The organism is Frigidibacter sp. RF13 (assembly GCF_026626305.1).
Classification (GTDB): Bacteria; Pseudomonadota; Alphaproteobacteria; order Rhodobacterales; family Rhodobacteraceae; genus TMP-24.
Window position 1 is genome coordinate 23,443 of record NZ_JAPNUE010000004.1, and the last position, 25,336, is coordinate 48,778.

Annotated in this window: 26 protein-coding genes; 21 read left to right on the forward strand and 5 right to left on the reverse strand. The window is 64.7% G+C overall.

Annotation, left to right across the window (positions count from 1 at the left end; all coding sequences use genetic code 11):
* Nucleotides 1–3: 3 nt before the first annotated feature.
* From narI to OU426_RS10010, 5 genes are read right to left on the reverse strand one after another with little or no spacing between them, the layout of a single operon-like run.
* A complete protein-coding gene (gene narI, locus OU426_RS09990; protein ID WP_267633840.1) occupies nt 4–693 on the reverse strand; it encodes a respiratory nitrate reductase subunit gamma in 690 nt (229 codons plus the stop codon).
* Nucleotides 694–702: 9 nt separating this feature from the next.
* Complete coding sequence (gene narJ, locus OU426_RS09995; protein WP_267633841.1) at nt 703–1,401, reverse strand: nitrate reductase molybdenum cofactor assembly chaperone; 699 nt, start codon at nt 1,399–1,401, stop codon at nt 703–705.
* On the reverse strand, nt 1,398–2,921 hold the full coding sequence (narH, locus tag OU426_RS10000) for a nitrate reductase subunit beta (protein WP_267633842.1): 1,524 nt from the start codon (nt 2,919–2,921) through the stop codon (nt 1,398–1,400). Before narH ends, narJ begins: the two co-directional genes overlap by 4 nt.
* Nucleotides 2,918–6,658, reverse strand: a complete 3,741-nt coding sequence (locus tag OU426_RS10005; protein ID WP_267633843.1) for a nitrate reductase subunit alpha — start codon at nt 6,656–6,658, stop codon at nt 2,918–2,920. The genes narH and OU426_RS10005 overlap by 4 nt, the downstream gene beginning before the upstream one ends.
* Before the next feature lie 17 nt (nt 6,659–6,675).
* Complete coding sequence (locus OU426_RS10010) at nt 6,676–9,399, reverse strand: nitrate/nitrite transporter (protein WP_267633844.1); 2,724 nt, start codon at nt 9,397–9,399, stop codon at nt 6,676–6,678.
* 245 nt (nt 9,400–9,644) lie between these two features.
* On the opposite strand from OU426_RS10010, the gene OU426_RS10015 reads away from it, so the two are divergent.
* From OU426_RS10015 to OU426_RS10115, 21 genes are all read left to right on the forward strand, one after another.
* Nucleotides 9,645–10,388 carry a cyclic nucleotide-binding domain-containing protein gene (locus tag OU426_RS10015; protein ID WP_267633845.1) on the forward strand — a complete coding sequence of 248 codons (744 nt, stop codon included), beginning with the start codon at nt 9,645–9,647 and terminating at the stop codon, nt 10,386–10,388.
* A gap of 60 nt (nt 10,389–10,448) precedes the next feature.
* A complete protein-coding gene (locus OU426_RS10020; protein WP_267633846.1) occupies nt 10,449–12,137 on the forward strand; it encodes an ABC transporter permease in 1,689 nt (562 codons plus the stop codon).
* Nucleotides 12,138–12,346: 209 nt separating this feature from the next.
* On the forward strand, nt 12,347–12,580 hold the full coding sequence (locus OU426_RS10025) for an acyl carrier protein (RefSeq protein WP_267633847.1): 234 nt from the start codon (nt 12,347–12,349) through the stop codon (nt 12,578–12,580).
* Between the two features lie 79 nt (nt 12,581–12,659).
* Nucleotides 12,660–13,202 (forward strand): GNAT family N-acetyltransferase, encoded by a 543-nt coding sequence (locus tag OU426_RS10030; protein WP_267633848.1) that lies wholly within the window; start codon nt 12,660–12,662, stop codon nt 13,200–13,202.
* The gene (locus OU426_RS10035) at nt 13,202–13,588 is read left to right on the forward strand and encodes a hypothetical protein (protein ID WP_267633849.1); all 387 of its coding nucleotides are present in this window, start codon (nt 13,202–13,204) and stop codon (nt 13,586–13,588) included. The genes OU426_RS10030 and OU426_RS10035 overlap by 1 nt, the downstream gene beginning before the upstream one ends.
* A 95-nt stretch (nt 13,589–13,683) precedes the next feature.
* A complete protein-coding gene (locus OU426_RS10040) occupies nt 13,684–14,430 on the forward strand; it encodes a 1-(5-phosphoribosyl)-5-[(5-phosphoribosylamino)methylideneamino]imidazole-4-carboxamide isomerase (RefSeq protein ID WP_267633850.1) in 747 nt (248 codons plus the stop codon).
* A gap of 108 nt (nt 14,431–14,538) precedes the next feature.
* On the forward strand, nt 14,539–15,801 hold the full coding sequence (gene fabF / locus OU426_RS10045; protein ID WP_267633851.1) for a beta-ketoacyl-ACP synthase II: 1,263 nt from the start codon (nt 14,539–14,541) through the stop codon (nt 15,799–15,801).
* The gene (mltG, locus tag OU426_RS10050) at nt 15,801–16,958 is read left to right on the forward strand and encodes an endolytic transglycosylase MltG (RefSeq protein ID WP_267633852.1); all 1,158 of its coding nucleotides are present in this window, start codon (nt 15,801–15,803) and stop codon (nt 16,956–16,958) included. Before fabF ends, mltG begins: the two co-directional genes overlap by 1 nt.
* Nucleotides 16,959–17,231: 273 nt before the next feature.
* The gene (locus OU426_RS10055; protein ID WP_267633853.1) at nt 17,232–17,558 is read left to right on the forward strand and encodes a hypothetical protein; all 327 of its coding nucleotides are present in this window, start codon (nt 17,232–17,234) and stop codon (nt 17,556–17,558) included.
* Nucleotides 17,509–18,867, forward strand: coding sequence for a DNA-packaging protein (locus OU426_RS10060; protein WP_506737136.1), 1,359 nt, complete (start codon nt 17,509–17,511; stop codon nt 18,865–18,867). Before OU426_RS10055 ends, OU426_RS10060 begins: the two co-directional genes overlap by 50 nt.
* A gap of 68 nt (nt 18,868–18,935) precedes the next feature.
* On the forward strand, nt 18,936–20,111 hold the full coding sequence (locus OU426_RS10065) for a phage portal protein (RefSeq protein ID WP_267633855.1): 1,176 nt from the start codon (nt 18,936–18,938) through the stop codon (nt 20,109–20,111).
* Entirely contained in the window at nt 20,108–20,344 is a 237-nt protein-coding gene (locus tag OU426_RS10070) for a GTA head formation protein, RCAP_rcc01685 family (protein ID WP_267633856.1), read from the forward strand. Before OU426_RS10065 ends, OU426_RS10070 begins: the two co-directional genes overlap by 4 nt.
* Before the next feature lie 24 nt (nt 20,345–20,368).
* Nucleotides 20,369–20,911 carry an HK97 family phage prohead protease gene (locus OU426_RS10075; RefSeq protein WP_267634063.1) on the forward strand — a complete coding sequence of 181 codons (543 nt, stop codon included), beginning with the start codon at nt 20,369–20,371 and terminating at the stop codon, nt 20,909–20,911.
* A gap of 37 nt (nt 20,912–20,948) precedes the next feature.
* Nucleotides 20,949–22,145, forward strand: coding sequence for a phage major capsid protein (locus tag OU426_RS10080; protein ID WP_267633857.1), 1,197 nt, complete (start codon nt 20,949–20,951; stop codon nt 22,143–22,145).
* A gap of 158 nt (nt 22,146–22,303) precedes the next feature.
* Nucleotides 22,304–22,903 carry a head-tail connector protein gene (locus OU426_RS10085; RefSeq protein ID WP_267633858.1) on the forward strand — a complete coding sequence of 200 codons (600 nt, stop codon included), beginning with the start codon at nt 22,304–22,306 and terminating at the stop codon, nt 22,901–22,903.
* A complete protein-coding gene (locus OU426_RS10090; RefSeq protein WP_267633859.1) occupies nt 22,900–23,238 on the forward strand; it encodes a phage head closure protein in 339 nt (112 codons plus the stop codon). Before OU426_RS10085 ends, OU426_RS10090 begins: the two co-directional genes overlap by 4 nt.
* Nucleotides 23,235–23,642 (forward strand): DUF3168 domain-containing protein, encoded by a 408-nt coding sequence (locus tag OU426_RS10095; protein ID WP_267633860.1) that lies wholly within the window; start codon nt 23,235–23,237, stop codon nt 23,640–23,642. Before OU426_RS10090 ends, OU426_RS10095 begins: the two co-directional genes overlap by 4 nt.
* Nucleotides 23,643–23,728: 86 nt before the next feature.
* Nucleotides 23,729–24,139, forward strand: a complete 411-nt coding sequence (locus OU426_RS10100) for a phage major tail protein, TP901-1 family (RefSeq protein WP_267633861.1) — start codon at nt 23,729–23,731, stop codon at nt 24,137–24,139.
* On the forward strand, nt 24,139–24,462 hold the full coding sequence (locus OU426_RS10105) for a gene transfer agent family protein (RefSeq protein ID WP_267633862.1): 324 nt from the start codon (nt 24,139–24,141) through the stop codon (nt 24,460–24,462). The genes OU426_RS10100 and OU426_RS10105 overlap by 1 nt, the downstream gene beginning before the upstream one ends.
* Complete coding sequence (locus tag OU426_RS10110) at nt 24,459–24,671, forward strand: rcc01693 family protein (RefSeq protein WP_267633863.1); 213 nt, start codon at nt 24,459–24,461, stop codon at nt 24,669–24,671. Before OU426_RS10105 ends, OU426_RS10110 begins: the two co-directional genes overlap by 4 nt.
* Complete coding sequence (locus tag OU426_RS10115) at nt 24,658–25,335, forward strand: RcGTA-type gene transfer agent tail tape measure protein (RefSeq protein ID WP_267633864.1); 678 nt, start codon at nt 24,658–24,660, stop codon at nt 25,333–25,335. The genes OU426_RS10110 and OU426_RS10115 overlap by 14 nt, the downstream gene beginning before the upstream one ends.
* Nucleotide 25,336: the final 1 nt, after the last annotated feature.

Below are 25,336 nucleotides of genomic sequence, written 5' to 3' on the forward strand. Positions count from 1 at the left end.
GACTTACTCCGCCGGTGTCTCTTTGCGTGTCCGCACGATCTGATAGCCCGGGCGCCAGAGGAAGCGCACGGGGGCCGAGACGATGTGGACGAGACGGGTGAAGGGGAAGAGGAGGAAGATCGTGAGGCCAAGTGCGATGTGCGCTTTGAAGATCCAGTTCACGTCGGCGATGTAGCTTGCCGCCTTGGGGTCGAAGGTGAAGATGCCTTGGGCCCAGGACATGAATTTCACCATTTCATACCCGTCGAGATGCTGGACCGAGACAAAGATCGACCCGACGCCCAGAAGGAGCTGCGCCACCAGCAGGATCATGATGCCGGTATCGGCAAAGGTCGAATTGGCGGCGATGCGCGGATCGAAGAGGCGGCGGACCAGAAGGATGAAGCCACCGAGCAGTGCCATCACGCCCGCTACGCCACCTGCGATCATTGCGAGGAGTTGTTTGGCGCCATGGGGAATGCCGAGCGCGTCGAAGATCCAGATCGGTGTCAGAAGGCCGACGAAATGGCCCGCGAAGATCAAAAGCACGCCGACATGGAAGAGGACGGAGCCGATGACGAAGCTGCGGCGCCGGAGAAGCTGGCTCGACTTCGATTTCCAGGTGAAAGGGTCGCGGTCATAGCGGGCGATCGAGGCGATCACCATCACGGAGAGCGCGATATAGGGGTAAATCCCGTAGAGAAAATGGTGCATCGAAGGCTCCTATTCGGCAGCGGTGGCTGCGGCGCGGACGGGAAGGTCCATCCGGGCCAGGATATCGCGGCTGACGGGGCAGCCGGCGTTCGGGTCAGGCGCGAAGGAGACCTGTGCCTCTTCCCAGACCTTGTCGAGTTGGGCGAGGTCCATCGGATCGTCCTCGGGTTCGGCCAGGAGTGCTGTCGCCTCTTCGGTGTCGGCGCGGGCCTCGACCAGCGCCACCAACGCTTCAAGGACGCCTGCATAGACCGACTGGCGACGGGTCAGGCGTTCGGCAAGGGCCACAAGGATATGGCCCGCGTCGGCGAGAATGCCTTGGGCTTCCTCGAGCGCACGGGTCGAGAGGAACTCCAGCAGCACTGGCAGGTGGTCCGGCAGTTCCGGCCCGTCGAGGTCAAAGCCGCCCGCCCGGTAGGTTTCCAACAAATCGACCATCGCGCCACCCCGGTCGCGGCTTTCGCCGTGGATATGTTCAAAGAGATTTAGCGAGAGGCTGCGCGAGCGGTCGAAGAGGAGGACATAGCGTTCCTGCAGGTCGTAGATGTCGTCACCGGCAAGCGACGCCAGCAGAGGTTCCAGATGGCCCATGCGATGGGGGCCGAGAAGCCCCTCGTCCTTCAAAGTCGCACGGATCGCAGGGATCGCGGCCTGAAGGTCGAGCTCAGGATAGGAAAGCAGGAGGGAAAGTGCCTTGAAGGTTTTCATGCGATGAACTCCGTGGGCGAGCGGAACTTCTTGCCGCCGCCGAAGAGGGATTTGCCGGACGTCCCGCCGGAACAGCCGTTACCATCGGTGAAGCCGCAGCCGCCCTTCAGGTCATAGGCCTGTTCGACCAGTTCGCGGTGGGTCGTCGGGATGACGAACCGGTCCTCGTAGTTGGCGATCGCCATAAGCTGGTACATCTCGTCGATCTGATGGGGTGTCAGGCCGACACGGTTGGCGACGCCGAGGTTGATGACACCGTCGACCGTCTTCGACCGCATGTAGGAGCGCATGGCGAGCATCCGTTCGAGGGCCGTCACCACTGGCGCCTCGTCACCCGCTGTCAGCATGTTGGCAAGGTATCGGACCGGGATGCGCAGGGACCGCACGTCGGGCATGTCGTCCTGTGCGGCGATCTGGCCCGCCTGCGCCGCGTTCTGGATGGGCGAGAGCGGCGGCACGTACCAGACCATCGGCAGCGTGCGGTATTCCGGGTGGAGCGGGAAGGCGATCTTCCACTCCATCGCCATCTTCCAGATCGGCGAGTTCTGCGCGCCCTTGATCCAGTCCTCGGGCACGCCTTCCTTGCGGGCGGCCGCGATCACAGCGGGATCGTTGGGGTCGAGGAAGACGCCCAACTGTGCGTCATAAAGGTCCTTTTCGCCTTCGACGGAGGCCGCCTCGGCGATCTTGTCGGCGTCGTAGAGCATGACGCCCAGATAGCGGATGCGGCCCACGCAGGTTTCCGAACAGACGGTAGGCTGGCCGGATTCCAGACGCGGATAGCAAAGCGTGCATTTCTCGGATTTGCCGGAAGACCAGTTGTAATAAATCTTCTTGTAGGGGCAGCCCGAGACGCACATCCGCCAGCCCCGGCATTTTTCCTGGTCGATCAGGACGACGCCGTCATCCTCGCGCTTGTAGATCGCGCCCGAAGGACAGGAGGCGACACAGGCCGGGTTGAGGCAATGTTCGCAAAGCCGCGGCAGATACATCATGAAGGTGTTTTCGTATTCGCCGTAGATGGCTTTCTGAACGCCTTCGAAATTGTAGTCCTGCGAGCGTTTAGCGAATTCGCCGCCGAGGATTTCCTCCCAGTTCGGACCCCATTCGATCTTTTCCATCCGTTCGCCGCTGATCTTCGAACGCGGGCGGGCGGTGGGGAAAGCCTCCATCTCGGGGGCCGATTTCAGATGGTCGTGGTCGAAGTCGAACGGCTCGTAGAAATCGTCGATCTCGGGCAGGTTGGGATTGGCGAAGATATTGGCAAGGATGCGCCATTTGCCGCCCTGCTTGGGTTGCAGCCCGCCGGACGCGGTGCGTTCCCAGCCGCCTTTCCAGTGCTTCTGGTTCTCCCAGTCCTTCGGATAGCCGATCCCGGGCTTCGTCTCGACATTGTTGAACCAGGCGTATTCGACGCCTTCGCGCGAGGTCCAGACGTTTTTGCAGGTGACAGAGCAGGTGTGACACCCGATGCATTTGTCGAGGTTCAGCACCATGCCGATTTGTGCGCGGACCTTCATTCGGCGGCCTCCACTTTGGCGGGACGGTCGAGCCAGTCCACATTGTTCATCTTGCGTACGACGACCATTTCGTCGCGGTTGCAGCCCACGGTGCCGTAGTAGTTGAAGCCGTAGCTCTGCTGGGCATAGCCGCCGATCATGTGGGTGGGCTTCAGGACCGCCCGCGTGACCGAATTGTGAATGCCGCCGCGCTTGCCGGTGATCTGGCTGCCGGGGGTATTCACGATCTTTTCCTGCGCGTGATACATGAAGAGCGTTCCATCCTTCATGCGCTGGCTGACGACCGCGCGGGCGGTCAGGACGCCGTTCGAGTTGAAGACCTCGACCCAGTCGTTGTCGACGATACCTGCGGTCTTCGCATCATGTTCCGATAGCCAGACGACCGGCCCGCCCCGGTTCAGCGTCAGCATCAGCAGGTTGTCCGAATAGGTCGAGTGGATCCCCCATTTCTGGTGCGGGGTTATGAAGTTCAGGACGACGTGTTTCTCGCCCGACTTCAGCGCCTTGGTCGCGTCGGCCGAGATGGTTTTCAGGTCGACCGGCGGCCGCCATGTCAGGAAGAATTCGCCGAAGGCGAGCATCCATTCGTGGTCCTGATAAAGCTGCTGGCGCCCGGTCAGCGTCCGCCACGGGATCAGCTCATGAACGTTGGTCCAGCCGGCGTTGTAGCAGACCTCCTCGCTTTCGATCCCCGACCATGTGGGCGACGAGATGATCTTGCGTGGCTGGGCGGCGATGTCGCGGAAGCGGATCTTTTCGTCTTCCTTCACTTCGGCCAGATGCGCGTGCTCCCGGCCCGTCGCCTTCGACAGCGCATTCCAGGCCTTCACGGCCACCTCGCCGTTCGTCTCGGGCGCGAGCATCAGGATCACTTCGGCCGCGTCGATCGCGGTCTCGATCTTCGCCATGCCCTTCGTCGCGCCCTCTTCGTGGTGGGTGCCGTTCAGGGCCTTCAGGTGATGGACCTCCGTTTTGGTGTCCCAGGCTATGCCCTTGCCGCCGTTGCCGACCTTTTCCATCAGCGGCCCGAGTGCCGTGAAGCGCTTGTAAAGGTTCGGATAATCCCGCTCGACCGCGATGTAAGCGGGCGCGGTCTTGCCGGGGATCAGGTCGCATTCGCCCTTCTTCCAGTCCCTCACATGCGGCTGGGCCACTTCCATCGCGCTGTCATGCTGCAGGGGCAGCTGCACCACGTCGGTCTCGGTGCCGAGATAGCCGGGGACGACGTCTGAGAATTTCTTGGCAATCGCCTTGAAGATTTCCCAGTCGCTTTTCGACTCGTAAGCCGGATCGACCGCCGCCTGCAGCGGGTGGATGAACGGGTGCATGTCTGAGGTGTTGAGGTCGTCCTTCTCGTACCAACTCGCGGTCGGCAGGACGATGTCGGCGTAGACGGCGGTCGTCGACATGCGGAAGTCGATCGTCACCAGAAGGTCAAGCTTGCCTTCCGGCGCCTTGTCGTGCCAGCGCGCCTCGACGGGCTTCTGGCGGCCTTCCTGGCCAAGGTCTTTGCCAAGGACGCCATGGTCGGTGCCCAGAAGGTGCTTGAGGAAGTACTCATGCCCCTTGCCGGACGAACCCAGCAGGTTCGAGCGCCAGACGAACAGGTTGCGCGGCCAGTTTTCCGGGGCATCAGGGTCCTCAGCCGACATTTCCAGCGCACCGGATTTCAGTTCGCGGGCCACATAGTCCTTGGCCTCGATCCCTTCAGCCTTTGCGGCGGCGCCCACTTGCAGCGGGTTGGTCCTGAGCTGCGGGGCAGAGGGCAGCCAACCCATCCGTTCGGCGCGGATGTTGTAGTCGATGAGGGAAAGGTCCTTGTAATCGCCCGCAGGCGCGGTCGGTGACAGGATTTCGGCCGACGACACCGTCTCATACCGCCACTGGTCGGTGTGCGCGTACCAGGCCGAGGTCGAGTTCATATGCCGTGGCGGGCGCGCCCAGTCGAGCGCGAAGGCCAAGGCCGTCCAGCCGGTTTGTGGTCGCAGCTTTTCCTGCCCCACATAATGCGCCCAGCCGCCGCCCGACTGGCCCACGCAACCGCACATCACCAGCATGTTGATGACGCCACGGTAGTTCATGTCCATGTGGTACCAGTGGTTCATCGCGGCGCCGATGATGATCATCGATTTGCCGTTCGTCTTTTCGGCATTCGTCGCGAATTCGCGCGCGACCTGGATGATCTTGTCGCGCTTGACGCCGGTAATCCGTTCCGCCCAGGCGGGGGTGCCAGGCATGTCGGCGTCATAGTCCTTCGTCACCCAGTCACCGCCGAGGCCACGATCAAGCCCGTAGTTCGCGGCAAAAAGGTCAAAGACCGTGCAGACGGCGGCTTCGCCATCCACAAGCTTCAGCTTCTTCACTGGAATATTGCGGGTCAGCACGTCCGGGAAGTCGCAGGCCGCCCATTGCGTGGTCGCCTGACCGCCGAAGTACGGGAAGTCGACCGGCAGCGTACCGTCGTTGTCGCCGTCGAGGATCAGCGTGGTTTTCAGACGCGTGTCCTTGCCAGCGGCCTGTTCTTCGAGGTTCCACTTGCCCTGCTCACCCCAGCGGAAGCCGATCGAGCCGTTTGGCGCGACAACCTTTCCGCCCTTCTCCGCGATGGCCACGGTCTTCCAGTCGGGGTTGTTCGCCTCGCCCAGGCTGCCGTCGAAATCGGCGGCGCGCAGCATCCGGCCCGGCACATAGCGGTCGCCCTGCTTTTCAAGGCGCACCAGCATCGGGAAGTCGCTGTATTTGCGGGTGTAATCCTCGAAATAGTCGACCTGCCGGTCGAGGTGATATTCGCGCAGGATCACATGACCCATGGCGATGGCGAGCGCCGCATCGGTGCCTTGCTTGGCATTCAGCCAGATGTCGCCGAACTTGGCGGCCTCGGAATAGTCGGGGCAGACGACGGCGGATTTCGTGCCGCGATAGCGCGCCTCGGTGTAGAAATGCGCGTCGGGCGTGCGGGTCTGGGGCACGTTCGAGCCCCAAAGGATCAGGAAGCCCGCGTTATACCAGTCGGCCGATTCCGGCACGTCGGTCTGCTCGCCCCACGTCATGGGCGAGGCGGGCGGCAAGTCGCAGTACCAGTCGTAGAAGGACATGCAGGTGCCGCCGAGAAGGCTGAGGTAGCGCGAGCCCGCGGCGTAGCTGACCATCGACATGGCCGGGATCGGCGAGAAGCCGAAGACGCGGTCGGGGCCGTAGGTCTTGGCGGTATAGGCGTTCGCGGCCGCGACGATCTCGGTCGCTTCATCCCAGGTGGCGCGGACGAAACCGCCCAAGCCGCGCTTCTTCGTGTAGGAGGCTCGCGCGGCTGGGTCTTGCTGGATCGAGGTCCAGGCCTCGATCGGGCTCATCGTCGCCCGGCGCTGCCGCCAGAGCTTCATCAGCCGTCCGCGTACTAGCGGGTTCTTCACCCGGTTGGCCGAGTAGAGATACCAGCTGTAGGACGCCCCCCGCGCGCAGCCCCGCGGCTCGTGGTTTGGCAGGTCGGGCCGGGTGCGGGGATAGTCGGTCTGCTGGGTTTCCCAGGTCACGATCCCGGATTTCACATAGATCTTCCAGGAACATGACCCGGTGCAGTTTACCCCGTGGGTCGAGCGCACGATCTTGTCATGGCGCCAGCGCGAGCGGTAGGTCTCCTCCCAGTCGCGGTTTTCCACGATGGTCTGGCCATGGCCGCCTGCGAACGTGTCCTTGCGCAGGCTCTTGAAGAAATTCAGTTTGTCGAGAAGCTGGCTCATGGCCTTACCCTTTTCGTTCAGGCGTTGGCGGTGGCCGGAGTGCGGCCACGCTCGATGTCATGCAGAAGCCCGCCAGGGCGCGTGTAGTAGACCCAGGTCAGCACCACGCAGAGGACGTAGAAGCCCAGGAACCCCCAGAGTGCGGCGACCGGCCCGCCCGTGACGGCGATCGAGGTGCCGTAGGCTTTCGGGATGAAGAAGGCGCCATAGGCGGCGATGGCCGAGGTGAAGGCGATGATGGCCGCACTTTCGCGTTCCGCCTGGCGGCGGGTGGCGGTGGCGTCGAGGCCCGGCATCAGGCGCGGGATCTCGCGCCCCATGATCGCGGGGATCATCTGGAAGGTCGAGGCATTGCCCACGCCCGTCAGGAAGAAGAGCGCGAGGAAGCAGGCGAAGAAGCCCTGGAAGCTGCCACCCGTGCCGTCATGGGGCAGGAAGGTGATGACGCCGAAGACTGCCACGATCATGCCGAGGAAGGTCCAGAAGGTCACCCGCCCGCCGCCGAACCTGTCCGAGATCCAACCGGTTCCGGCGCGTGAGAGCGCGCCCACCAGCGGCCCGAGGAACACGTATTGCAGCGCGTTCACATCCGGGAACATCAGCTTTGTCAGCAGCGGGAAGCCCGCCGAATAGCCGATGAACGATCCGAAGGTGCCGGTGTAGAGGATGCACATGATCCAGTTGTGGAAGCGCCCGAGGATCACCGCCTGTTCGCGGAACGAGGCTTTCGCATCGGCGATGTCATTCATGCCGAGCCAGGCCGCGATGGTGGCGACGGCGATGAAGGGCACCCAGATGAAGCCCGCATTCTGGATCCAGAGTTGGCTGCCGTCGGTCAGTGTCTGGGCCTCGCCGCCCATCGCGCCGAAGACACCAGAGACGATGACGATCGGCACCAGGAACTGCATGACCGACACGCCGAGGTTGCCGAGGCCCGCGTTCAGCGCCAGCGCATTGCCCTTTTCCGCCTTGGGGAAGAAGTAGGCGATGTTGGCCATCGACGAGGCGAAGTTGCCGCCGCCGAGCCCGCAGAGAAGCGCCAGGACCATGAAGATCAGATAGGGCGTTTCAGGGTTTTGCACGGCATAGCCGATGCCCATCGCGGGCAGGAGCAGCGAAGCCGTTGACAAGGTCGTCCAGAGACGCCCGCCGAAAATCGGCACCATGAAACTGTAGAAGATCCTCAAGGTCGCGCCGGAAAGGCCGGGGAGCGCCGCCAGCCAGAAAAGCTGGCCGGGTGTGAAGTTGAAGCCAATCGCGGGAAGTTTCGCGACAACCATCGACCAGACCATCCAGACCGAGAAGGCCAGAAGAAGCGCCGGGATCGACAGCCACAGGTTCCGCCGGGCGACCTTGCGGCCCTGGCTGGCCCAGAAATCCTTGTCCTCGGGCTGCCAGTCTTGAAGCGTGCGCGGCATGACGGTCTTGCCGGGGACATGCACGTCCTGCATCTCGGGCAGGCTTGGCAGCTGATCCAGCATCTCGCCATGCGCGGCCCGTTCCATCGCGCGGATCGACATGTGCATCCAGCCAAGCGCCATCGCGACGAGCAGGAAAAGAAGCGCGAAGCAGCTGGTGTAGATGCCGGTGATGTCGAGAAGCGCGCCGAACATGATCGGCAGGACGAAGCCGCCCAGGCCCCCGATCATGCCGACGAGGCCGCCGACTGAGCCCACATGGTGGGGATAGTAGACCGGGATGTGTTTGTAGACGGCGGCCTTGCCGAGCGACATGAAGAAGCCAAGCGCGAAGAGGATCGCGACGAACGGCCAAAGCCCCATGTTGGTCGAGAAGGTGATCGGGCCGTCCTTGCCCTGAATGACATAGTCGGTCGGCGGATAGGACAGCATGAAGAGGAAGATCAGGCTGAAGCCGAAGCACCAGTACATCACCGCCCGTGCGCCGAACCGGTCGGACAGATGCCCGCCATAGGCGCGGAAGACCGAGGCAGACAGCGAGAAGGCCGCCGCCGACATGCCGGCCGTCTTCACGTCGACGCCGTAGACGTCGATCAGGTAGTGCGGCATCCACAGCGCCAGCGCGACGAAAGCGCCGAACACGAAGAAATAGTAAAGCGAGAAGCGCCAGACCTGCAGGTTCTTCAGGGGCGCGAACTGCTGGGCGAGCGACGGCGCCTTCACGCCTTTGGCCCTGCGCGCGATCAGTTCGGGGTCGTCCTTCGCGAAGAGGAAGAAGAGGACACCCATCAAGGCAATGCCCGCCGCCCAGACATGGGCGACGCCGTGCCAGCCATAGGCCACCATCACGAAGGGCGCGACGAACTTGGTCACCGCGGCGCCCACGTTGCCCGCGCCAAAGATGCCGAGCGCCGTGCCCTGCTTGCCCGCGTCGTACCAGCGCGAGACATAGGCCACGCCGATGATGAACGACCCGCCGGCAAGGCCGACGCCGAGGGCCGCGATCAGATACATCACGTAGCTGTCGGCCCAGGTCAGCGCCCAGGTGGCGAGGCCCGTGAGGATCATCTGCAGCGAAAAGACGATCCGCCCGCCATATTTCTCGGTCCAGACGCCGAGGAAGAGGCGCGTGAGCGAGCCGGTGAGGATGGGGGTTGCGACCAGAAGGCCGAACTCGAACTCGTTCAGCCCAAGCTCTTTCTTGATGGCCACTCCGATGATGGAAAAGATCGTCCAGACCGCGAAACAGGCGGTGAAGGCGATCGTGCTGAGGAAAAGGGCGCGGTTCTGTTCGCCCTTCGATACGGTCGTGCCTTGCAGCATCTTGATCTCCGTCTCCAACGGGGATTTGCCCCGATTGGGAAGGGGCATGGGACGGGCAAGCGGCAAATGGCTTGATTCAGATCAAGTCTCTCGACGCGCGTTCGAGAAACCGACGGGATTTGACTGGTGCATGGCGGCGACCCAAGCGGTGCCAGGTGGTGGGGCGACATTTATCAAGAGATGGATTGACAATAATCAAGCATGGTGCGGAAAATAGGACATAAGAAACCGGAGTTGATCGAGTCGTGCCGCATATCCTTCATCAAGACATTCGCCGCCTGCCGCTGTTTGCTGGCATTGCTGACGAGACGTTTCAGGATCTGATGCGCGCCGCTTATGATCAGCAGATCCCGCCACATGTCACGGTCGTCAGTGAAGGGGCCCCGGCCGATTTCCTGCATGTTGTGGTTGAGGGGATGGTGGAGCTTTTTGCCTCGACACAGGGGCGCGAGGCCACGATGGCTGTGGTAAGGCCGGTGTCGACCTTCATCCTGGCCGCCTGCGTGCGCGATGCGCCCTATCTGATGTCGGCGCGCACGCTGCAACGGTCGCGGTTGTTGCTGGTGCCGTCGGAGAATGTGCGCGCGGCCGTAGCCACCGACAGCCGGTTCGCGTTGAACGCGATGCAGGATCTCGCCGGTTGCTACCGCGGGCTGGTGCGGCACACCAAGAATCTCAAACTGAGAAACACCCGCGAACGGATCGCCGCCTATCTGTTGCGGCAATCGCGCCTGATCGGCGATGCGCCAGGGTTCACGCTGCCGGTCGAGAAAAGGCTCATTGCCTCGTACATGGGCATGACGCCCGAGAATCTGTCGCGCGCCTTCAAATCGCTGGCGGCGGACGGCTGCAAGATCGATGGCCAGCGGGTGATCATTACCGACCGCGTGCGACTTGAGGCACTTGCAGGTCTGTCGCTTCTGCTCGACGGGCCCGATCCCGACGCTTCGGCTGCAGGCGTCAGCCTGCCTTTGCCGGAGGCGAGCTAAGCGGCTCTTGCTCGCGATGGTTCGCTGGACAGACCCGGGTCAATCCACTAAGCGGCGGGAATGACCGACCAAAACGCTCAGGCGGAGAGTGCTATCCGGCGTGTGCCCGGTGGGGGCGGTTATGCCGCGCCGCTCGTCTGGTCTTTGGGCGCGGCCCTGATCGCGGGTTTGGTCCTGGTGCCGATCCTGTCGGTGGTCTGGACCGCGCTGCATCCGACCGAGAATATCTGGCCGCATCTGATGGCGACGACCCTGCCGCGCTATGTCCGCATGACGGTCATTCTGGCGCTCGGGACCGGGGCGCTTGCCGCAGCCGTGGGCGCAGGAGCGGCCTGGCTGGTCACGATGTACCGGTTCCCGTTGTCGCGGTTGCTAGAGTGGCTTCTCCTCCTGCCGCTGGCGGTGCCCGCCTATGTCGGCGGCTATGTCGTCGTCGATTTCCTCGAATATTCCGGCCCGGTGCAGACGGGGCTCAGGCATCTTTTCGGCTGGCAGTCGGCGCGGGACTACTGGTTTCCCGAGGTCCGGTCGCCCGGCATGGCGATCGTGGTGATGGCGGCGGCGCTTTACCCTTACGTCTACATGCTCGCACGCGCGGCCTTCCGCGAACAGCCGGGCGGCAGCTATGAGGTGGCGCGCGCGCTGGGGGCAGGGCCCCTGTCGCTGGCGCTGCGCGTCGGGCTGCCGCTGGCGCGCCCTGCCATCGCCGCCGGGACCGCCATCGTGATGATGGAGACGGTGAACGAATATGGGGTGATGAGCTTCTTTTCCGTGCAGACGCTGACCACGGGGATCTTCTCGACCTGGCTTGAGGCCGGTAATGTCGGCGGTGCGGCGCAGATCGCCTGCCTGATCCTCGCGGTGATCCTGACCCTGATGGCGCTGGAGCGGATGGGCCGAGCAAGGTTGCGCTTTCACGCCACGGCGCGGCAGCGCCGGCCGGTGACGCCGCAGGCGCTGGAGGGGCTGGCGGCCTGGGGCGCGACGGGGCTTTGCCTTGTGCCCTTCGCGGTCGGTTTTGCGCTGCCGGTTGGGGTGATGCTGTCGCATGCGATTGCAAGCCCGGCTTCATGGGCCGACAAGGGGCTGGCGCGGGCGTTTGGCAACACGCTGATGGTGGGGGGGCTCGCGGCGTTTCTGACGGTCGCAGCGGCGCTTTTCATGGTTTACGGCGTGCGCCTCGCGCGGGGGCGCGGCCCGCGTTATCTGCTGCCCTTGACCACGATCGGCTATGCGGCGCCCGGCGCGGTCCTGGCGGTCGGCATCCTGCTGCCTCTTGCGGCGCTTGATCATCGGATCGCAGATCTGGTGCTGGCACTCACCGGCCGTGATCCCGGGCTATTGCTCACCGGCTCTGCCGCTGCGGTGATCTTCGCCTATTCGGTGCGTTTCTTCGCCATCGCGCAGGGCGCGGTCGATGCGGCCTTCGGCCGGGTGTCGCCATCGCTGCCGATGGCGGCGCGGTCGCTGGGGCGGAGCGAAGGCGGCACCTTGCGCGATGTCTATCTGCCGCTGATGAAGGGGTCAGTCGGGACCGCGCTGCTTCTGGTCTTCGTCGATTGCGTGAAGGAACTTCCGGCGACGCTGCTTCTGAGGCCCTTCAACTTCAACACGCTTGCGACGCGCACGCATGAGAAAGCGAGCCTTGAGAACATATCTGGGGCAGCGCCCGCAGCGCTTCTGATCATCTCGGTCGGCCTTTGCGCGGTCGCGCTGCTGGCCCGCGCGAATATCGCCGGGCGCCGCTGAGCTGGCAGGCCGCCGAATGTCGCGCCGCACCGCTTGTCACCAGTTGCGAAAGCGTTTGCCTCAGGTCTAGACTGTGCTATAGGCGGCGCGAACTTGCCGGGGGTGGGCCATTGGCGCGCCGTCCGGCGGCTTTGTGAAAGCGAGGCCGGGCCGTTCGGCAAGAGCAAGAAACCAACGGGGCCTCGATCCCCGACAGAAGAGGAAAGAACATGAGCGACATCGCTGATCGCGTGAAGAAGATTGTGGTCGAGCACCTCGGCGTCGAAGCGGACAAGGTGACTGAAGGCGCCTCGTTCATCGACGATCTCGGCGCTGACAGCCTCGACACCGTGGAACTCGTGATGGCCTTCGAGGAAGAGTTCGGGATCGAGATTCCGGATGATGCCGCCGAAACCATCCAGACCTTCGGCGACGCGGTGAAGTTCATCTCGGCCGCCGCCTGATCGGTGGACGAACGCTGAGTGAAACGGCACCCTTCGCGGGTGCCGTTTTCGTTTGTGCTATTGCGAAAGGATCGGTCCTTTGCTGTCCATACCGGTTGTCGAAACGGAACGCTTGATCCTGCGAGGGTTCCGGCGCGAGGATTTCGAGGTCTTCGCCGCGATCTGGCAGGAGCCGGAGGTGATGCGTTTCATCGGCAAGAAACCCCGGTCGGTGTCGGAAAGCTGGGGCGTCTTTCTGAAGATGGCCGGGAACTGGGTGCATGAGGGGTTCGGTCAGTGGGCGATCGAGCGCAAGGCGGATGGCGCGCTGATCGGCCAGACCGGGTTCTTCACGGCGATGCGCGGCCTGGGAGATGATTTCGACCGGAGCCCGGAGGCGGGCTGGGTGATGACGACATCCTCGCACGGGCAGGGCTACGGCCCGGAGGCGGTCGCGGCGGCGCACAGCTGGTTCGACCGCCAACCTTTCGCGGGCCGGACCTGCGCGATGATCGAGGTGGGGCATGGGGCCTCTTTCCGGATCGCAGAGCGCATGGGCTACCGGCCGTTTCGCGAGACAGAGGACTTGGGCGATCGCGTTGTGCTCCTCGAGCGCGAGCCCGCGGGCCGGAAGGCAGCGTGATGGCGCGTCAGGTTCTGGTGCTTGTCCTTGCCGCGATCCTGACCGCCGGGGCCGGGATACTGGGCGTGACGGAGGCGCTGGGCGCGCATCCGTTCTGGTCGGTGAAGGTCACGCTGATGGGCGCGGTTCTTGGGGCTGCAATCGGCGTTGGGATGGCAGGGCTCGGGATGCGGCTGGGGACGACTGTCTGGTTGTCGGCGGTGATCTTGCTGGCGGCAGCGGCGGCTGCGCACTGGGGAAAGACGCGTTTCGCGGCGAGTTATGCCGAGGATATGGTCGCCGGCAGGCTTTGGTATTTCGGCTGGATCGCGACGTTGGCCGCGGTCTGTGTGCTGGCGCAAGTGCTTCTGGGCTTGGCCATCGGTCGCCGCAACAAGGCCCTTTGAAACTTCGTCCTTCGGTATAGACTGAGGCCTGCGCGGGCAGAGTCTGCCTTCGCGGTGTTGGGCCGCGATCGGACATTTGCCAAGGAGGGAAGGCGATGATTCTCTATCCCACGATCGAACTCAAGGACGGACGCTGTGTGAGCCTGCCGAAGGGGCGGATCGAGGAGCCGCTGATCTGGCATGTCGATCCGGTCGAAAAGGCCAAGGAATTCGCCCATGCCGGGGCCGAATGGATCCATGTCACCGATTTCGATGCAGTGGGCGGTGGCTCTCGCAACCGCGATCTGGTGAAGCGGATCATCCATGAGGCGGGCCTGCCGGTGCAGTTGGGCGGCGGTTTCCGCTCGCGCGACCGGATCGAGGAATGGATCGACCTCGGGGCCGGGCGGATCGTGGTCGGCACGCTTGCGGCGCAGAACCCGCATCTGGTGCGGGAACTGGCGGAGCGTCATGCCGACCAGATCGTGCTGGCGGTCGATGTCTGGCGCGATCATGTGATGATCGAAGGCTGGAAGAGCCAGAGCGCCTACAGCCCCGAGGGCTATATCGAGAGCTTCCGAGACACGCCCTTTGCGGCGATCATCGCAACTGATATCGGTGCCGACCTGCGCGAGACGTCTGACGCGACCTACGGGGTCATTTCGGCAATCGCCGACGTGGCGAAAGTGCCGGTGATTGCGAGCGGCGTTGTCCGCACGCTCGATGACATCGCGCGGCTGAGGCTGTTGGACAAGGTCGCGGGCGCCATCGTCGGGCGCGCTCTGTTCAACCGCACCGTCGATCTGGCCGAGGCGCTGAGGGAAGCGCGGCCGGGGCGGGAGCACGTGGCGGCCTTCATCTGACAGGGTCCGTGGGTGGAAGCGTGGAGCCGCCTGTGGACCGGCGGTTCGGTTGCGTGGGCTTTGGCGGGCTGCTATCAGACGGCAAACAACAGGGCATGAGGAGGCGCCATGCGTCGGGTGGTTGTCACGGGTCTTGGAATGGTCACGCCGCTTGCCTGCGGTGTGGAGGAGACCTGGAAGCGGCTGATCGCGGGCCAGTCGGGTGCGGGGCTGATCACGCGATTCGATACGTCGAACGTGGTGACGGCTTATGCCTGCGAAATCCCTTTCGGCGACGGGTCGCACGGGACGTTCAATCCCGATCAGTTCATGGAACCGAAGGACCGCCGCAAGGTCGACGACTTCATCCTCTACGGTATGGCCGCCGCCCAGCAGGCGGTCGAGGATGCGGGCTGGATGCCAGAGGATGAGGAAAGTCGTCTGCGCACCGGCGTGATGATCGGATCGGGGATCGGCGGCTTGAGTTCGATTGCCGAGACAGCGGTCCTGATCAAGGAAAAGGGGCCGAAGAGGGTGTCGCCCTTCTTCATCCCGGGCGCGCTGATCAACCTCATCTCGGGGCAGGTTTCGATCCGCTACGGGTTCAAGGGGCCGAACCATGCGGTTGTCACCGCCTGTTCGACCGGGGCGCATGCCATCGGCGATGCGGCGCGGCTGATCCAGTGGGGGGATGCCGACGTGATGGTCGCGGGTGGCGCTGAAAGCCCGATCAGCGAGATCGGCATCGCAGGGTTCAACGCCTGCAAGGCACTGTCGACCAAGCGCGCCGACGATCCGACCAAAGCCTCGCGCCCCTATGATGCGGATCGCGACGGGTTCGTGATGGGCGAGGGCGCGGGCTGCGTCGTGCTGGAAGAATATGAGCATGCCAAGGCGCGCGGCGCGAAGATCTATGCCGAGGTGCTGGGCTATGGGCTGTCGGGCGATGCCTATCACATCACCGCGCCGTCCGAGGATGGCGATGGCGGTTTCCGCTCGATGTCGGCGGCCCTGAAGCGCGCCGGGATCACGCCTGACCGGATCGACTATATCAACGCGCATGGCACATCGACGATGGCCGACACGATCGAGCTGGGCGCGGTCGAGCGGCTATTGGGCAATGCGGCGGCCAAGGCGACCATGTCGTCGACGAAATCGGCCATCGGACACCTTCTGGGGGCTGCGGGCGCGGTCGAGGCGATCTTCTGCGTGCTGGCGCTGCGCGATCAGATCGCGCCGCCGACCATCAACCTCGACAATCCGGCGGTGGAGCCGAAGCTTGACCTCGCGCCGAAAAAGGCGGTCAAGCGGGTGATCGATGTGGCCCTGTCGAACTCGTTCGGCTTTGGCGGCACCAATGCCTCGCTGGTCTTGGGCCGGGTCGGCGCCTGATGTGGAAGCATGTCGCTGCGAATGCGCTGACACTTTTGGTCGTGGCGTTGGTCGCGCTGGCGGCGCTGCTGGGGTGGTCTCGCAACCAATATCTCGGGCCGGGGCCGCTGGCGCAGGCAATCTGCCTGAAGGTTGAACGCGGGGCGAGCTTCCGCTCGGTTGCGCAGACGCTGGCAGATCGGGGCGCAGTGGCGCATCCCTATATCTTCAAGGTGGGCGCGGATTATTCCGGCCGGACTGGCGCGCTGAAGGCGGGATCCTATCTGATCAAGGCCGGTGCGCCGATGGCGGGGATCGTCGAGACGATCACCGGGACCGGCCAGTCGACCTGCGGGACGGAGATCAACTACCGGATCGGGGTCAACGGCGCCGATGTGCGGGTGAGCGAGCTGGACCCCGAAAGCCAGAAGCTGGTCGAGGTGTTGAAATTCGATCCAGTGGCGGACGGCGTGCCGGCCGACTATGCCCGGTTCGCTGAGGATCCCGATGTGCGGCTGAAGATCACCGTCGCGGAAGGGGTCACGAGCTGGCAGGTGGTCGATACGCTGTCGCGCGCGGATTTCCTTACCGGCGAGGTGAAGGAGATCCCTGCGGAGGGCATGCTCTCGCCGCAGCAGTATGAGGTGACGAAGGGAGACGACCGCGCGGCGCTGTTGGCAGAGATGCAGGCCGACCAGGCGACGGCGCTGGCGGAGCTTTGGGAGGGCCGCGCCGAGGGGCTGCCCTACAAGACGCCGGAAGAGGCGCTGACCATGGCCTCGATTGTCGAGAAGGAAACCGGCGTGGCGGCAGAGCGGCCATTGGTGGCGAGCGTGTTCCTGAACCGCCTGCGGGACGGGATGAAGCTTCAGACCGATCCGACGGTGATCTACGGTCTGACGAAGGGGCAGGGCGTGCTGGGGCGCGGGTTGAGGCAGAGCGAGCTCAGGTCGAACACGCCCTACAATACCTACGTCATCGACGGGCTGCCGCCCGGGCCGATCGCCAACCCGGGGCGCGCGGCGATCGAGGCGGCGCTGCATCCGGAAGAGAGCAAGTTCCTGTTCTTTGTGGCCGATGGCACCGGGGGCCATGTGTTTGCCGAAACGCTTGCCGAGCATAACAAGAACGTCGCCAAATGGCGCGAGATCGAGGCGCAGCAGGGGCAGGGGAACTGAGATATCGGGGCGCCCGCCTCCTCGGGCGCTTCGCTTCTCGTCGGGCGGAACGAAGAGCGCACGAAGCGCGACGATGAGGGCGCCTTAACAAATCGTTACGGCGTCGTTCGCATAACATTTTGATATCATTCGATTTTCATCTTGACTTGGCGCCCGGTCCAAGTTATACCTTCGGGCATGCTAGAAGAAATGGGCGAGCGGCGCGGGGGTGACCCCAGACGCCGCTCTTTCGTTTCGCTCGTGCGGACAGGCACTAGCTAGGCGCGGGGCTGAATGACAGTGAGATTTACCGCCGGGGACCCGGAGCCGGAGCCGCAAGGCCCCGCTCAGGCCACGCAGGCGCTTTATGACATGGTCGTCGCGGATGTTCACGCCGCGATCCTGAAGATCCAGGCCGGCGAGATCGAGGCCAAATCGGCCACGCAGGCGGTACGGGAGATGCGCCAACTGCTTCTCCTGGTGTTAGAGGAAAGGTCAAAGGTTGCCAAACTCAGCAAGCAGCACGAAGGAATCGCCTACGATTACGCCCTCGACCTCGACGCGGCCCGAGCTGAGATCGGCAGCCGCCTGGCTCGCCTCCGCGACGCCGGAGACGGTTGAGAGCTTTCTGGGCGAACTGTCCGACGAGGCGCTGATGGCGCTGCCCTGGCTCTTCGAATTCTGGGCCCTGCCGCACCAGATGGCGCCGGAAGGCGCCTGGCGGACCTGGGTGATCATGGGCGGACGCGGCGCGGGCAAGACAAGGGCGGGCGCCGAATGGGTGAGGGCGCAGGTCGAGGGATCGCGGCCCCTGGACCCGGGTCGGGCGAAGTCGGTCGCGCTGGTCGGCGAGACGATCGATCAGGTGCGCGAGGTGATGGTTTTCGGGCCGAGCGGCATCCTTGCCTGTTCGCCGCCCGACCGGCGCCCGGTCTGGGAGGCGGGGCGGCGGCGGCTCGTCTGGCCTAACGGAGCGATGGCATATGTTTTCTCGGCGCATGAACCGGAGAGCCTGCGGGGTCCGCAATTCGATGCGGCCTGGGTGGACGAACTGGCGAAATGGAAAAAGGGGCAGGAGACCTGGGACATGTTGCAGTTTGCCCTGAGGCTCGGCAGCCATCCCCGGCAGGTGGTGACGACGACGCCGAAGAATGTGGGGGTTCTGAAAACGATCCTGAAGAACCCTTCGACGGTCGTGACCCATGCGCCGACCGAGGCGAACAAGGCCTATCTGGCCGCCTCGTTCCTTGAGGAGATCCGGGCGCGCTATGACGGAACGCGGCTGGGCCGGCAGGAACTGGACGGGGTGCTTCTGGAGGATTTCGAGGGCGCGCTCTGGACGACCGAGATGATCGAGACGGCGCGGGCTGAACCGCCGGAGAGTTTCAGCCGGATCGTGGTCGGGGTCGATCCGTCGGTTGCCGGAAAGCCCGGGTCGGACGAATGCGGGATCGTGGTGGTTGGAGCGGTGACCGAGGGGCCGCCGAAGGACTGGCGAGCCTGGGTGCTGGAGGATGCGACAGTTACCGGCGGCAGCCCGCAGAAATGGGCGGAGGCCGTGGTGTCGGCCTATCACCGGCATGGCGCCTCGCGCGTGGTGGCCGAGGTCAATCAGGGCGGTGCGCTGGTAGAGGATGTGCTGAGGGCGGTCGATCCGTTCCTGCCGGTCAGGAAGGTGTCGGCCAGTACCAACAAGGTGGCGCGGGCCGAGCCGGTCGCGGCGCTGTATGAACAGGGCCGCGTCGGGCATGCGACGGGGCCGGGGCGGCATCTTGGCGTGCTGGAGGACCAGATGTGTCTGGTCACCCGGCAGGGCTATCAGGGCAAGGGCAGTCCCGACCGCGTCGATGCGCTCGTGTGGGCGCTGACCGATCTGATGATCGATGCGGCGCGGTTCGGGGCGCTTCGCCCGCAGGTGCGGGCGATCTGATCGCCGTCATTTCCACCGCGTGCGCCGGGATCGGCGCCGGGGCGACAAGCAGGAACATGGAGTTGGGCATGGGTTGGAACATTTTCCGCCGCGGCACGGGTGCGCCCGAGGCCAAGGCCTCGGCCACCGGCCGGGTGATCGCCTGGGGGTCGTCGGGACGCGTGGCCTGGAGCCCGCGCGATGTGGTGAGTCTGACGAAGACCGGCTTTTCCGGCAATCCGGTCGGGTTCCGGGCGGTGAAGCTGATCGCCGAGGCGGCGGCGGCCTTGCCGCTCGTCTGTCAGGATCAGGAGCGGCGGTTCGACATCCATCCGCTGCAGGATCTGATCAGCCGTCCCAATCCGGGGCAGGGGCGGGCGGAGCTGTTCGAGGCGCTTTACGGCCAGATCCTTCTGACCGGGAATGGCTATGTGGAGGCGGTGGGCGATCAGGGGTTGCCGGTCGAGCTGCATGTGCTGCGCTCTGACCGGATGAGCCTGGTGCCGGGGGCGGATGGCTGGCCGGTGGCCTATGACTATACGGTCTCGGGCCGCAAGCATCGGTTCGACATGCGGGGGCCGGTCGATCCCATCTGCCATATCAAGGCCTTCCATCCGCAGGACGACCATTATGGCCTGTCGCCCTTGCAGGCGGCGGCGGTGGCGATCGATGTCCATAATTCGGCATCGAGCTGGTCTAAAGCGCTTCTGGACAATGCCGCGCGGCCATCCGGCGCGATTGTCTACAAGGGCGTGGACGGGCAGGGGCAATTGTCGCCCGACCAGTATGACCGGCTGATCGGCGAGATGGAAATGCATCATCAGGGCGCGCGCAACGCCGGGCGTCCGATGCTTCTGGAAGGCGGGCTTGACTGGAAGCCGATGGGGTTCAGCCCGTCGGACATGGAATTCCAGAAGACCAAGGAGGCGGCGGCGCGCGAGATCGCGACGGCCTTCGGGGTGCCGCCGATGCTCTTGGGCATTCCGGGGGATGCGACTTACGCGAATTATCAGGAGGCGAACCGCGCCTTCTACCGGCTGACGGTTCTGCCTTTGGCGACGCGGGTGACGGCGGCGGTGGCCTACTGGCTGTCGACGCATCTGGGGGAGCGGGTGGAGATGAAGCCCGACCTCGATCAGGTTCCTGCACTTGCGGTCGAGCGCGACCAACAGTGGGCGCGCGTGGGGGCGGCGAGTTTCCTGACCGATGCCGAGAAGCGCGCGATCCTTGGCCTGCCGCGCTTGAGCGACGAGGGCGATGCATGAGCGGGGCGGGGTCGCGTTACCTCAAAGAGCCATTCGAATGCGCGCATGAGCACCGGTTCGAGGCGACCGAGAAGATCATGTCGTTGCAGTTCGAGACGGTCGAGCGGCGGCTTGAACGGATCGAGGCGATGATCGGCGGCGTCGAGAAGCGGCTTTGGATGACCGTTTTCGGCGTGGTGGGCGTGATGCTTGCCCAGGCGGCGCAGTCGATCCTTGAGTTTACTCCGAAATAGGGGGCGGGAATGCAGACGGAATGGATGGGGCTAGAGACCAAGTTCGCGCGCCTCGGCGAGGCGGTGACGGTCGAAGGCGGTGTGCGGATCGAGGGTTACGCCTCGCTGTTCGGCGTGGGCGATCAAGGTGGAGACGTCGTGGTGGCAGGCGCCTATGGCCGGTCGCTTGCCCGGCTGAAGGCCGAGGGGCGGCAGGTCAAGATGCTGTGGCAGCACGACCCCGCGCAGCCGATCGGCGTCTGGGACGAGATCCGCGAGGATGGCAAGGGCCTGCGGGTGCTCGGGCGGCTTCTGTCGGACGTGGAGAAGGGCCGCGAGGCGGCGGCGCTGATCGCGGCGGGGGCGATAGACGGCCTGTCGATCGGCTATCGCACGGTGAGGGCCGAGAAGGACGCGAAGGGGCAGAGGCTCCTGCGTGAGGTGGAGCTGTGGGAAGTGTCGCTTGTCACCTTCCCGATGCTTCCCGAGGCGAGGATCGGCGCGAAGGGCGCGGACGCGCTGGTGGCCGACCTGAAAGACCTGGCGGCGGTCTTTGCCGACGCGCGCCGGAGGCTGGCGGGCCGCTAGGGCCCGCTGAACGCAACCCCTGACGAAGGTGATGGGTATGACGAAGACCGAGGTGAAATCTCGGGCCGGGGAAGGCGTGTCCGACGCTCCGGCCCAGGAAGTGAAGGCCGCGATCGCTGGTTTTGTCAGCGAGTTCAAAGGCTTTCAGGACGAACTGAAATCGAAGCTTCAACAACAGGAAGAGCGACTGACCATGCTGGATCGCAAAACTTATGCCGCCGGGCGTCCGGCGCTGTCTGTCACAGCCGATACGGACGCGCCGCATCAGAAAGCCTTCGCGGCCTATGTCCGCCATGGCGAGGATGACGGCCTGCGCGGCCTGAGCCTGGAAGGCAAGGCGATGAACACGGCGGTGAGCGCCGACGGCGGCTACCTCATCAATCCCGAGATGGCCGAACGTATCCAGGGCGTGCTGCGTTCGACCGTGTCGGTACGCGCCGTCGCCAATGTGGTGAATGTCGAAAGCGGATCCTTCGATGTGGTGATCGACCGCACCGACCTTGGTTCGGGCTGGGCAACGGAACTTGCCGCCTTCGCTGAAACCGCGACGCCGACCATCGAGCGCATCTCGATCAAGCTGCACGAGCTTGCGGCGATGCCGAAGATCAGCCAGCGCCTGCTGGATGACGCGGCTTTCGACGTCGAGGGCTGGCTTTCCGAGCGGATCGCCAACAAGTTCGCCCGCGCCGAGGCGGCGGCCTTTATCAACGGCGACGGGATCGACAAGCCGAAGGGTATCCTGAACTACAACAAGATCACCAACGTTTCCTGGGCCTGGGGACAGCTCGGCTATATCCCGACGGGCGCGGCAGGCGATTTCGCGGCGACCAATGCGTCGGACTCGATCGTCGATCTGGTCTATGCGCTTGGCGCCGAATATCGGGCGAACGGCACGTTCCTGATGAATTCGAAGACCGCAGGTGCGGTGCGCAAGATGAAGGATGCCGATGGCCGCTTCATGTGGTCGGACGGGCTGGCGCTGGGCGAGCCGTCGCGTCTGATGGGCTATCCGGTACTGATCGCCGAGGACATGCCTGACATCGGCGCCAATGCCTATGCGATCGCCTTCGGCGATTTCCATGCGGGCTATACGGTGGCGGAACGCCCGGACCTGCGCATCCTGCGCGATCCGTTCTCGACCAAGCCGAACGTGCTGTTCTACGCGACCAAGCGCGTGGGCGGCGATGTCACAGACTTCAACGCGATCAAGCTTCTGAAGTTCGCGACCACCTGATCACGCCGAATGGGGGCGGCCCCTTTTGGCCGTACCCCCGGGCGCGGGCCCCGGCCCGCATTGTCTAGCTGCTCCCTCCGTCCGAGCAATGTGGGTCCCTGGCCGCAAGGCGGGGTCCCGCGCCCACGGGCGGGGCCTGGAATTCGGAGAAAACCCTGATGATGCTGACAGAGACGAGTGTGGTGCCCGGATCGGCGCTGCCGGTACAGGCGTTCAAGGACCATCTGCGTCTGGGCAGCGGGTTTGCCGACGACGGGGTGCAGGATGCCCTGGCCGAGACCTATCTGCGCGCGGCGATCGCCGCGATCGAGGGGCGGATCGGCAAGGCGCTTTTGGCGCGGGATTTCCTGTGGGTGCTGGACGGCTGGCGCGGGGCGTCGGCCGAGGCGCTGCCGGTCGCGCCGGTGACACTGATCGCCTCGCTTACGCTGAAGGACGCAGCCGGTGCACCGACCGTGCTTCCCGGCACCGCCTATCGGCTGGTTCGCGACGCGCACCGGCCGAAGATCGCGGGTGTTGGCGGGTCGCTGCCGTCGATCCCGACCGACGGAACGGTGGAGATCGCCTTCACCGCAGGGTTCGGCCCCGCCTGGGCCGATGTGCCGGTCGATCTGGCGCAGGCGGTCTTCCTGTTGGCCGCGCACTACCACGAGAACCGGCATGAGGTGGGCGACCGGGCGACCGCGCTGCCCTTCGGGGTGATGGCGCTGATCGAACGTTGGCGCACAGTGCGAGTCTTGGGCGGGGGTGAGGCATGACGACGCCGCGTCTCAATCGCAGGCTGACGCTGGAAGAGGCTGTCAGGGTGTCGGACGGTGCGGGCGGCTTTTCTCTGATCTGGACGGCGCGCGGCACGCTCTGGGCGGCGGTGGAGCCGGTGACCGGGCGCGAGAGGGCGGGGGAATCCGTCACCGTGTCGCAGGTTACCTACCGGATCACGGTCAGGGGGGCACCGGAAGGCGCACCTTCACGGCCACGACCCGAACAGCGCTTCAGCGAGGGTGGGCGGGTCTACCGGATCACGGCTGTGGCCGAGGCGGATCTGCGCGGGCACTATCTGACCTGCTACGCCAACGAAGAGGTGCTGTCATGAGCTACGGTGCGGCCGCCGCCTTGCAGGCGGCGATCTATCAGCGGCTGGTGGCGGATAGTCCGCTGTATGCGCTGGTCGCTGGCGCGATCTACGATTCCGTGCCGCCGGGCAATACGGCGGGCACCTATGTGTCGATCGGGCCAGAGGTGGCTAAGGATGCGTCCAGCCAAACCGAAGGCGGCGCGCAGCATGAGTTCACCATTTCCGTGGTGACCGATGCGGCGGGATTTCAGAACGCAAAGGCGGTCGCTGCGGCCGTGTCGGATGCGCTGACCGGCGCGACGCTGGTACTGGCGCGCGGGCATCTTGTCGGGCTCTGGTTCCTTCGGGCGCGGGCGCGGCGGGTCGAGGACGCGGATGTGCGCCGGATCGACCTGGTCTTCCGGGCGCGCATCGAGGACTAGGCGCGAAAAAATATCATAAATCGAACCAATGAACGGTTCAAGGCGGGGTCCTGCCGCCTCTTTCCTTCACAATTCGGAGAATGGACATGGTGGCCCAAAACGGCAAGGACCTGTTGATAAAGCTCGATCTCGGTGGCGCGAATTTCGCGACGGTCGCCGGGCTTCGCGCGACGCGGATCAGTTTCAATGCGGAAACGGTCGATGTGACGAGCCTGGAAAGTCAGGGCGGCTGGCGCGAGCTTCTGTCGGGCGCGGGGGTGCGTTCGGCAAGCGTTTCCGGTTCCGGCGTGTTCGTTGACGCCAATACCGACGATCGGGCGCGGCAGATTTTCTTCGCGGGCACGGTCGAGGTCTTTCAGGTGATCATCCCGGATTTCGGCATCGTCGAAGGGCCTTTTCAGATCACCGCGATCGAATACGCAGGTAGCTATAACGGCGAGGCGACCTACGAGCTGTCGCTCGCCTCAGCCGGTGTCCTGAGCTTCACGGCAATCTGATGGCGAACCCCTGGGCGGGCGAGGTCGAGGTTGTTCTGAACGGGGCGCCATTGGTTGCAAAGCTGACACTGGGCGCGCTGGCGGAGTTGGAGGCGGGTTTGGTAACGGGCTCGCTTCTCGATCTCGTTGAAAGGTTCGAAAGCGGGCGCTTTTCCACCCGTGACGTGATCGCCGTGCTGCTGGCAGGACTGAGGGGCGGAGGATGGCGCGGCAGCGCCGCCGACCTGAGCGGTGCCGAGATCGGTGGCGGGCCGCTCGCAGCAATCAGGATCGCGGCAGAGCTGCTGGCGCGCGCCTTCACCTTGCCAGAGGCGGAGGCATGAGGGCTGGGCTCGACTGGCCCGGCCTGATGCGGGCGGGGATGCAGGGGTTGCGCCTTCGACCCGAGGAGTTCTGGCGACTGACACCCGCAGAGCTGGCGCTGATGCTCGGCGATCCGGGCGCGGTGAAGCCCATGGGGCGCAGCCGGCTTGAGGCGCTGATCGCAGCCTGGCCGGATGGACGAAAGGAGGATGGTGATGGCGGAAGATAGACCGTTCGGGACGGATGGTATCGACGGGTTTCAGGCGCAGGTACAGGCGCTGGAGCAGTCGCTTGGCGGTGCGCAGGCTGTGGCCGCCGCCTTTGACAGCGAACTCGTGCGGATGAAGGACAGCATAATCTTCACCTCTCGCGAGGTGAATACCCTGTCGCTGGGGATCGGGCGGGGCTTGAGGAGTGCGTTTGACGGCGTGATCTTCGATGGGATGAAACTGTCGGATGCGCTAAAGAGCCTCGGCCAGTCGATCATCGACAATGTCTACAATGTCGCGATGCGGCCGATCCAGACTGCGGTGGGTGGGGCGATTGCGACCGGAATGAACAACATGCTGTCGGGCCTTTTCCCGTTCGCGAACGGGGCCGGGTTTGCGCAGGGTCGGGTGATGCCCTTCGCGCGGGGCGGCGTGGTGTCGAGTCCGACCGTGTTTACGATGCGGAACGGGCGCGGGCTGATGGGCGAGGCGGGGCCGGAGGCGATCATGCCCTTGGCGCGTGGTGCCGACGGGCGTCTTGGCGTGCAGACGGCAGGCGGGGGACGGCCCGTGAATGTGACGGTGAATGTCACCACACCGGACGTGAAGGGTTTCGAGCGAAGCCAGAGCCAGATCGCGGCTCAGATGGCGCGGGCGCTTGCGCGTGGCGACAGAAACAGGTGAG

Excerpts from the sequence above, each read along its gene's own strand:
- narI (WP_267633840.1), bottom strand. The coding sequence starts at position 693 with ATGCACCATTTTCTCTACGGGATTTACCCCTATATCGCGCTCTCCGTG.
- narJ (WP_267633841.1), bottom strand. The coding sequence starts at position 1,401 with ATGAAAACCTTCAAGGCACTTTCCCTCCTGCTTTCCTATCCTGAGCTC.
- narH (WP_267633842.1), bottom strand. The coding sequence starts at position 2,921 with ATGAAGGTCCGCGCACAAATCGGCATGGTGCTGAACCTCGACAAATGC.
- OU426_RS10005 (WP_267633843.1), bottom strand. The coding sequence starts at position 6,658 with ATGAGCCAGCTTCTCGACAAACTGAATTTCTTCAAGAGCCTGCGCAAG.
- OU426_RS10010 (WP_267633844.1), bottom strand. The coding sequence starts at position 9,399 with ATGCTGCAAGGCACGACCGTATCGAAGGGCGAACAGAACCGCGCCCTT.
- OU426_RS10020 (WP_267633846.1), top strand. The coding sequence starts at position 10,449 with ATGACCGACCAAAACGCTCAGGCGGAGAGTGCTATCCGGCGTGTGCCC.
- OU426_RS10025 (WP_267633847.1), top strand. The coding sequence starts at position 12,347 with ATGAGCGACATCGCTGATCGCGTGAAGAAGATTGTGGTCGAGCACCTC.
- OU426_RS10035 (WP_267633849.1), top strand. The coding sequence starts at position 13,202 with ATGGCGCGTCAGGTTCTGGTGCTTGTCCTTGCCGCGATCCTGACCGCC.
- OU426_RS10040 (WP_267633850.1), top strand. The coding sequence starts at position 13,684 with ATGATTCTCTATCCCACGATCGAACTCAAGGACGGACGCTGTGTGAGC.
- fabF (WP_267633851.1), top strand. The coding sequence starts at position 14,539 with ATGCGTCGGGTGGTTGTCACGGGTCTTGGAATGGTCACGCCGCTTGCC.
- mltG (WP_267633852.1), top strand. The coding sequence starts at position 15,801 with ATGTGGAAGCATGTCGCTGCGAATGCGCTGACACTTTTGGTCGTGGCG.
- OU426_RS10055 (WP_267633853.1), top strand. The coding sequence starts at position 17,232 with ATGACAGTGAGATTTACCGCCGGGGACCCGGAGCCGGAGCCGCAAGGC.
- OU426_RS10065 (WP_267633855.1), top strand. The coding sequence starts at position 18,936 with ATGGGTTGGAACATTTTCCGCCGCGGCACGGGTGCGCCCGAGGCCAAG.
- OU426_RS10070 (WP_267633856.1), top strand. The coding sequence starts at position 20,108 with ATGAGCGGGGCGGGGTCGCGTTACCTCAAAGAGCCATTCGAATGCGCG.
- OU426_RS10075 (WP_267634063.1), top strand. The coding sequence starts at position 20,369 with ATGGGGCTAGAGACCAAGTTCGCGCGCCTCGGCGAGGCGGTGACGGTC.
- OU426_RS10080 (WP_267633857.1), top strand. The coding sequence starts at position 20,949 with ATGACGAAGACCGAGGTGAAATCTCGGGCCGGGGAAGGCGTGTCCGAC.
- OU426_RS10085 (WP_267633858.1), top strand. The coding sequence starts at position 22,304 with ATGATGCTGACAGAGACGAGTGTGGTGCCCGGATCGGCGCTGCCGGTA.
- OU426_RS10090 (WP_267633859.1), top strand. The coding sequence starts at position 22,900 with ATGACGACGCCGCGTCTCAATCGCAGGCTGACGCTGGAAGAGGCTGTC.
- OU426_RS10095 (WP_267633860.1), top strand. The coding sequence starts at position 23,235 with ATGAGCTACGGTGCGGCCGCCGCCTTGCAGGCGGCGATCTATCAGCGG.
- OU426_RS10100 (WP_267633861.1), top strand. The coding sequence starts at position 23,729 with ATGGTGGCCCAAAACGGCAAGGACCTGTTGATAAAGCTCGATCTCGGT.
- OU426_RS10105 (WP_267633862.1), top strand. The coding sequence starts at position 24,139 with ATGGCGAACCCCTGGGCGGGCGAGGTCGAGGTTGTTCTGAACGGGGCG.
- OU426_RS10110 (WP_267633863.1), top strand. The coding sequence starts at position 24,459 with ATGAGGGCTGGGCTCGACTGGCCCGGCCTGATGCGGGCGGGGATGCAG.
- OU426_RS10115 (WP_267633864.1), top strand. The coding sequence starts at position 24,658 with ATGGCGGAAGATAGACCGTTCGGGACGGATGGTATCGACGGGTTTCAG.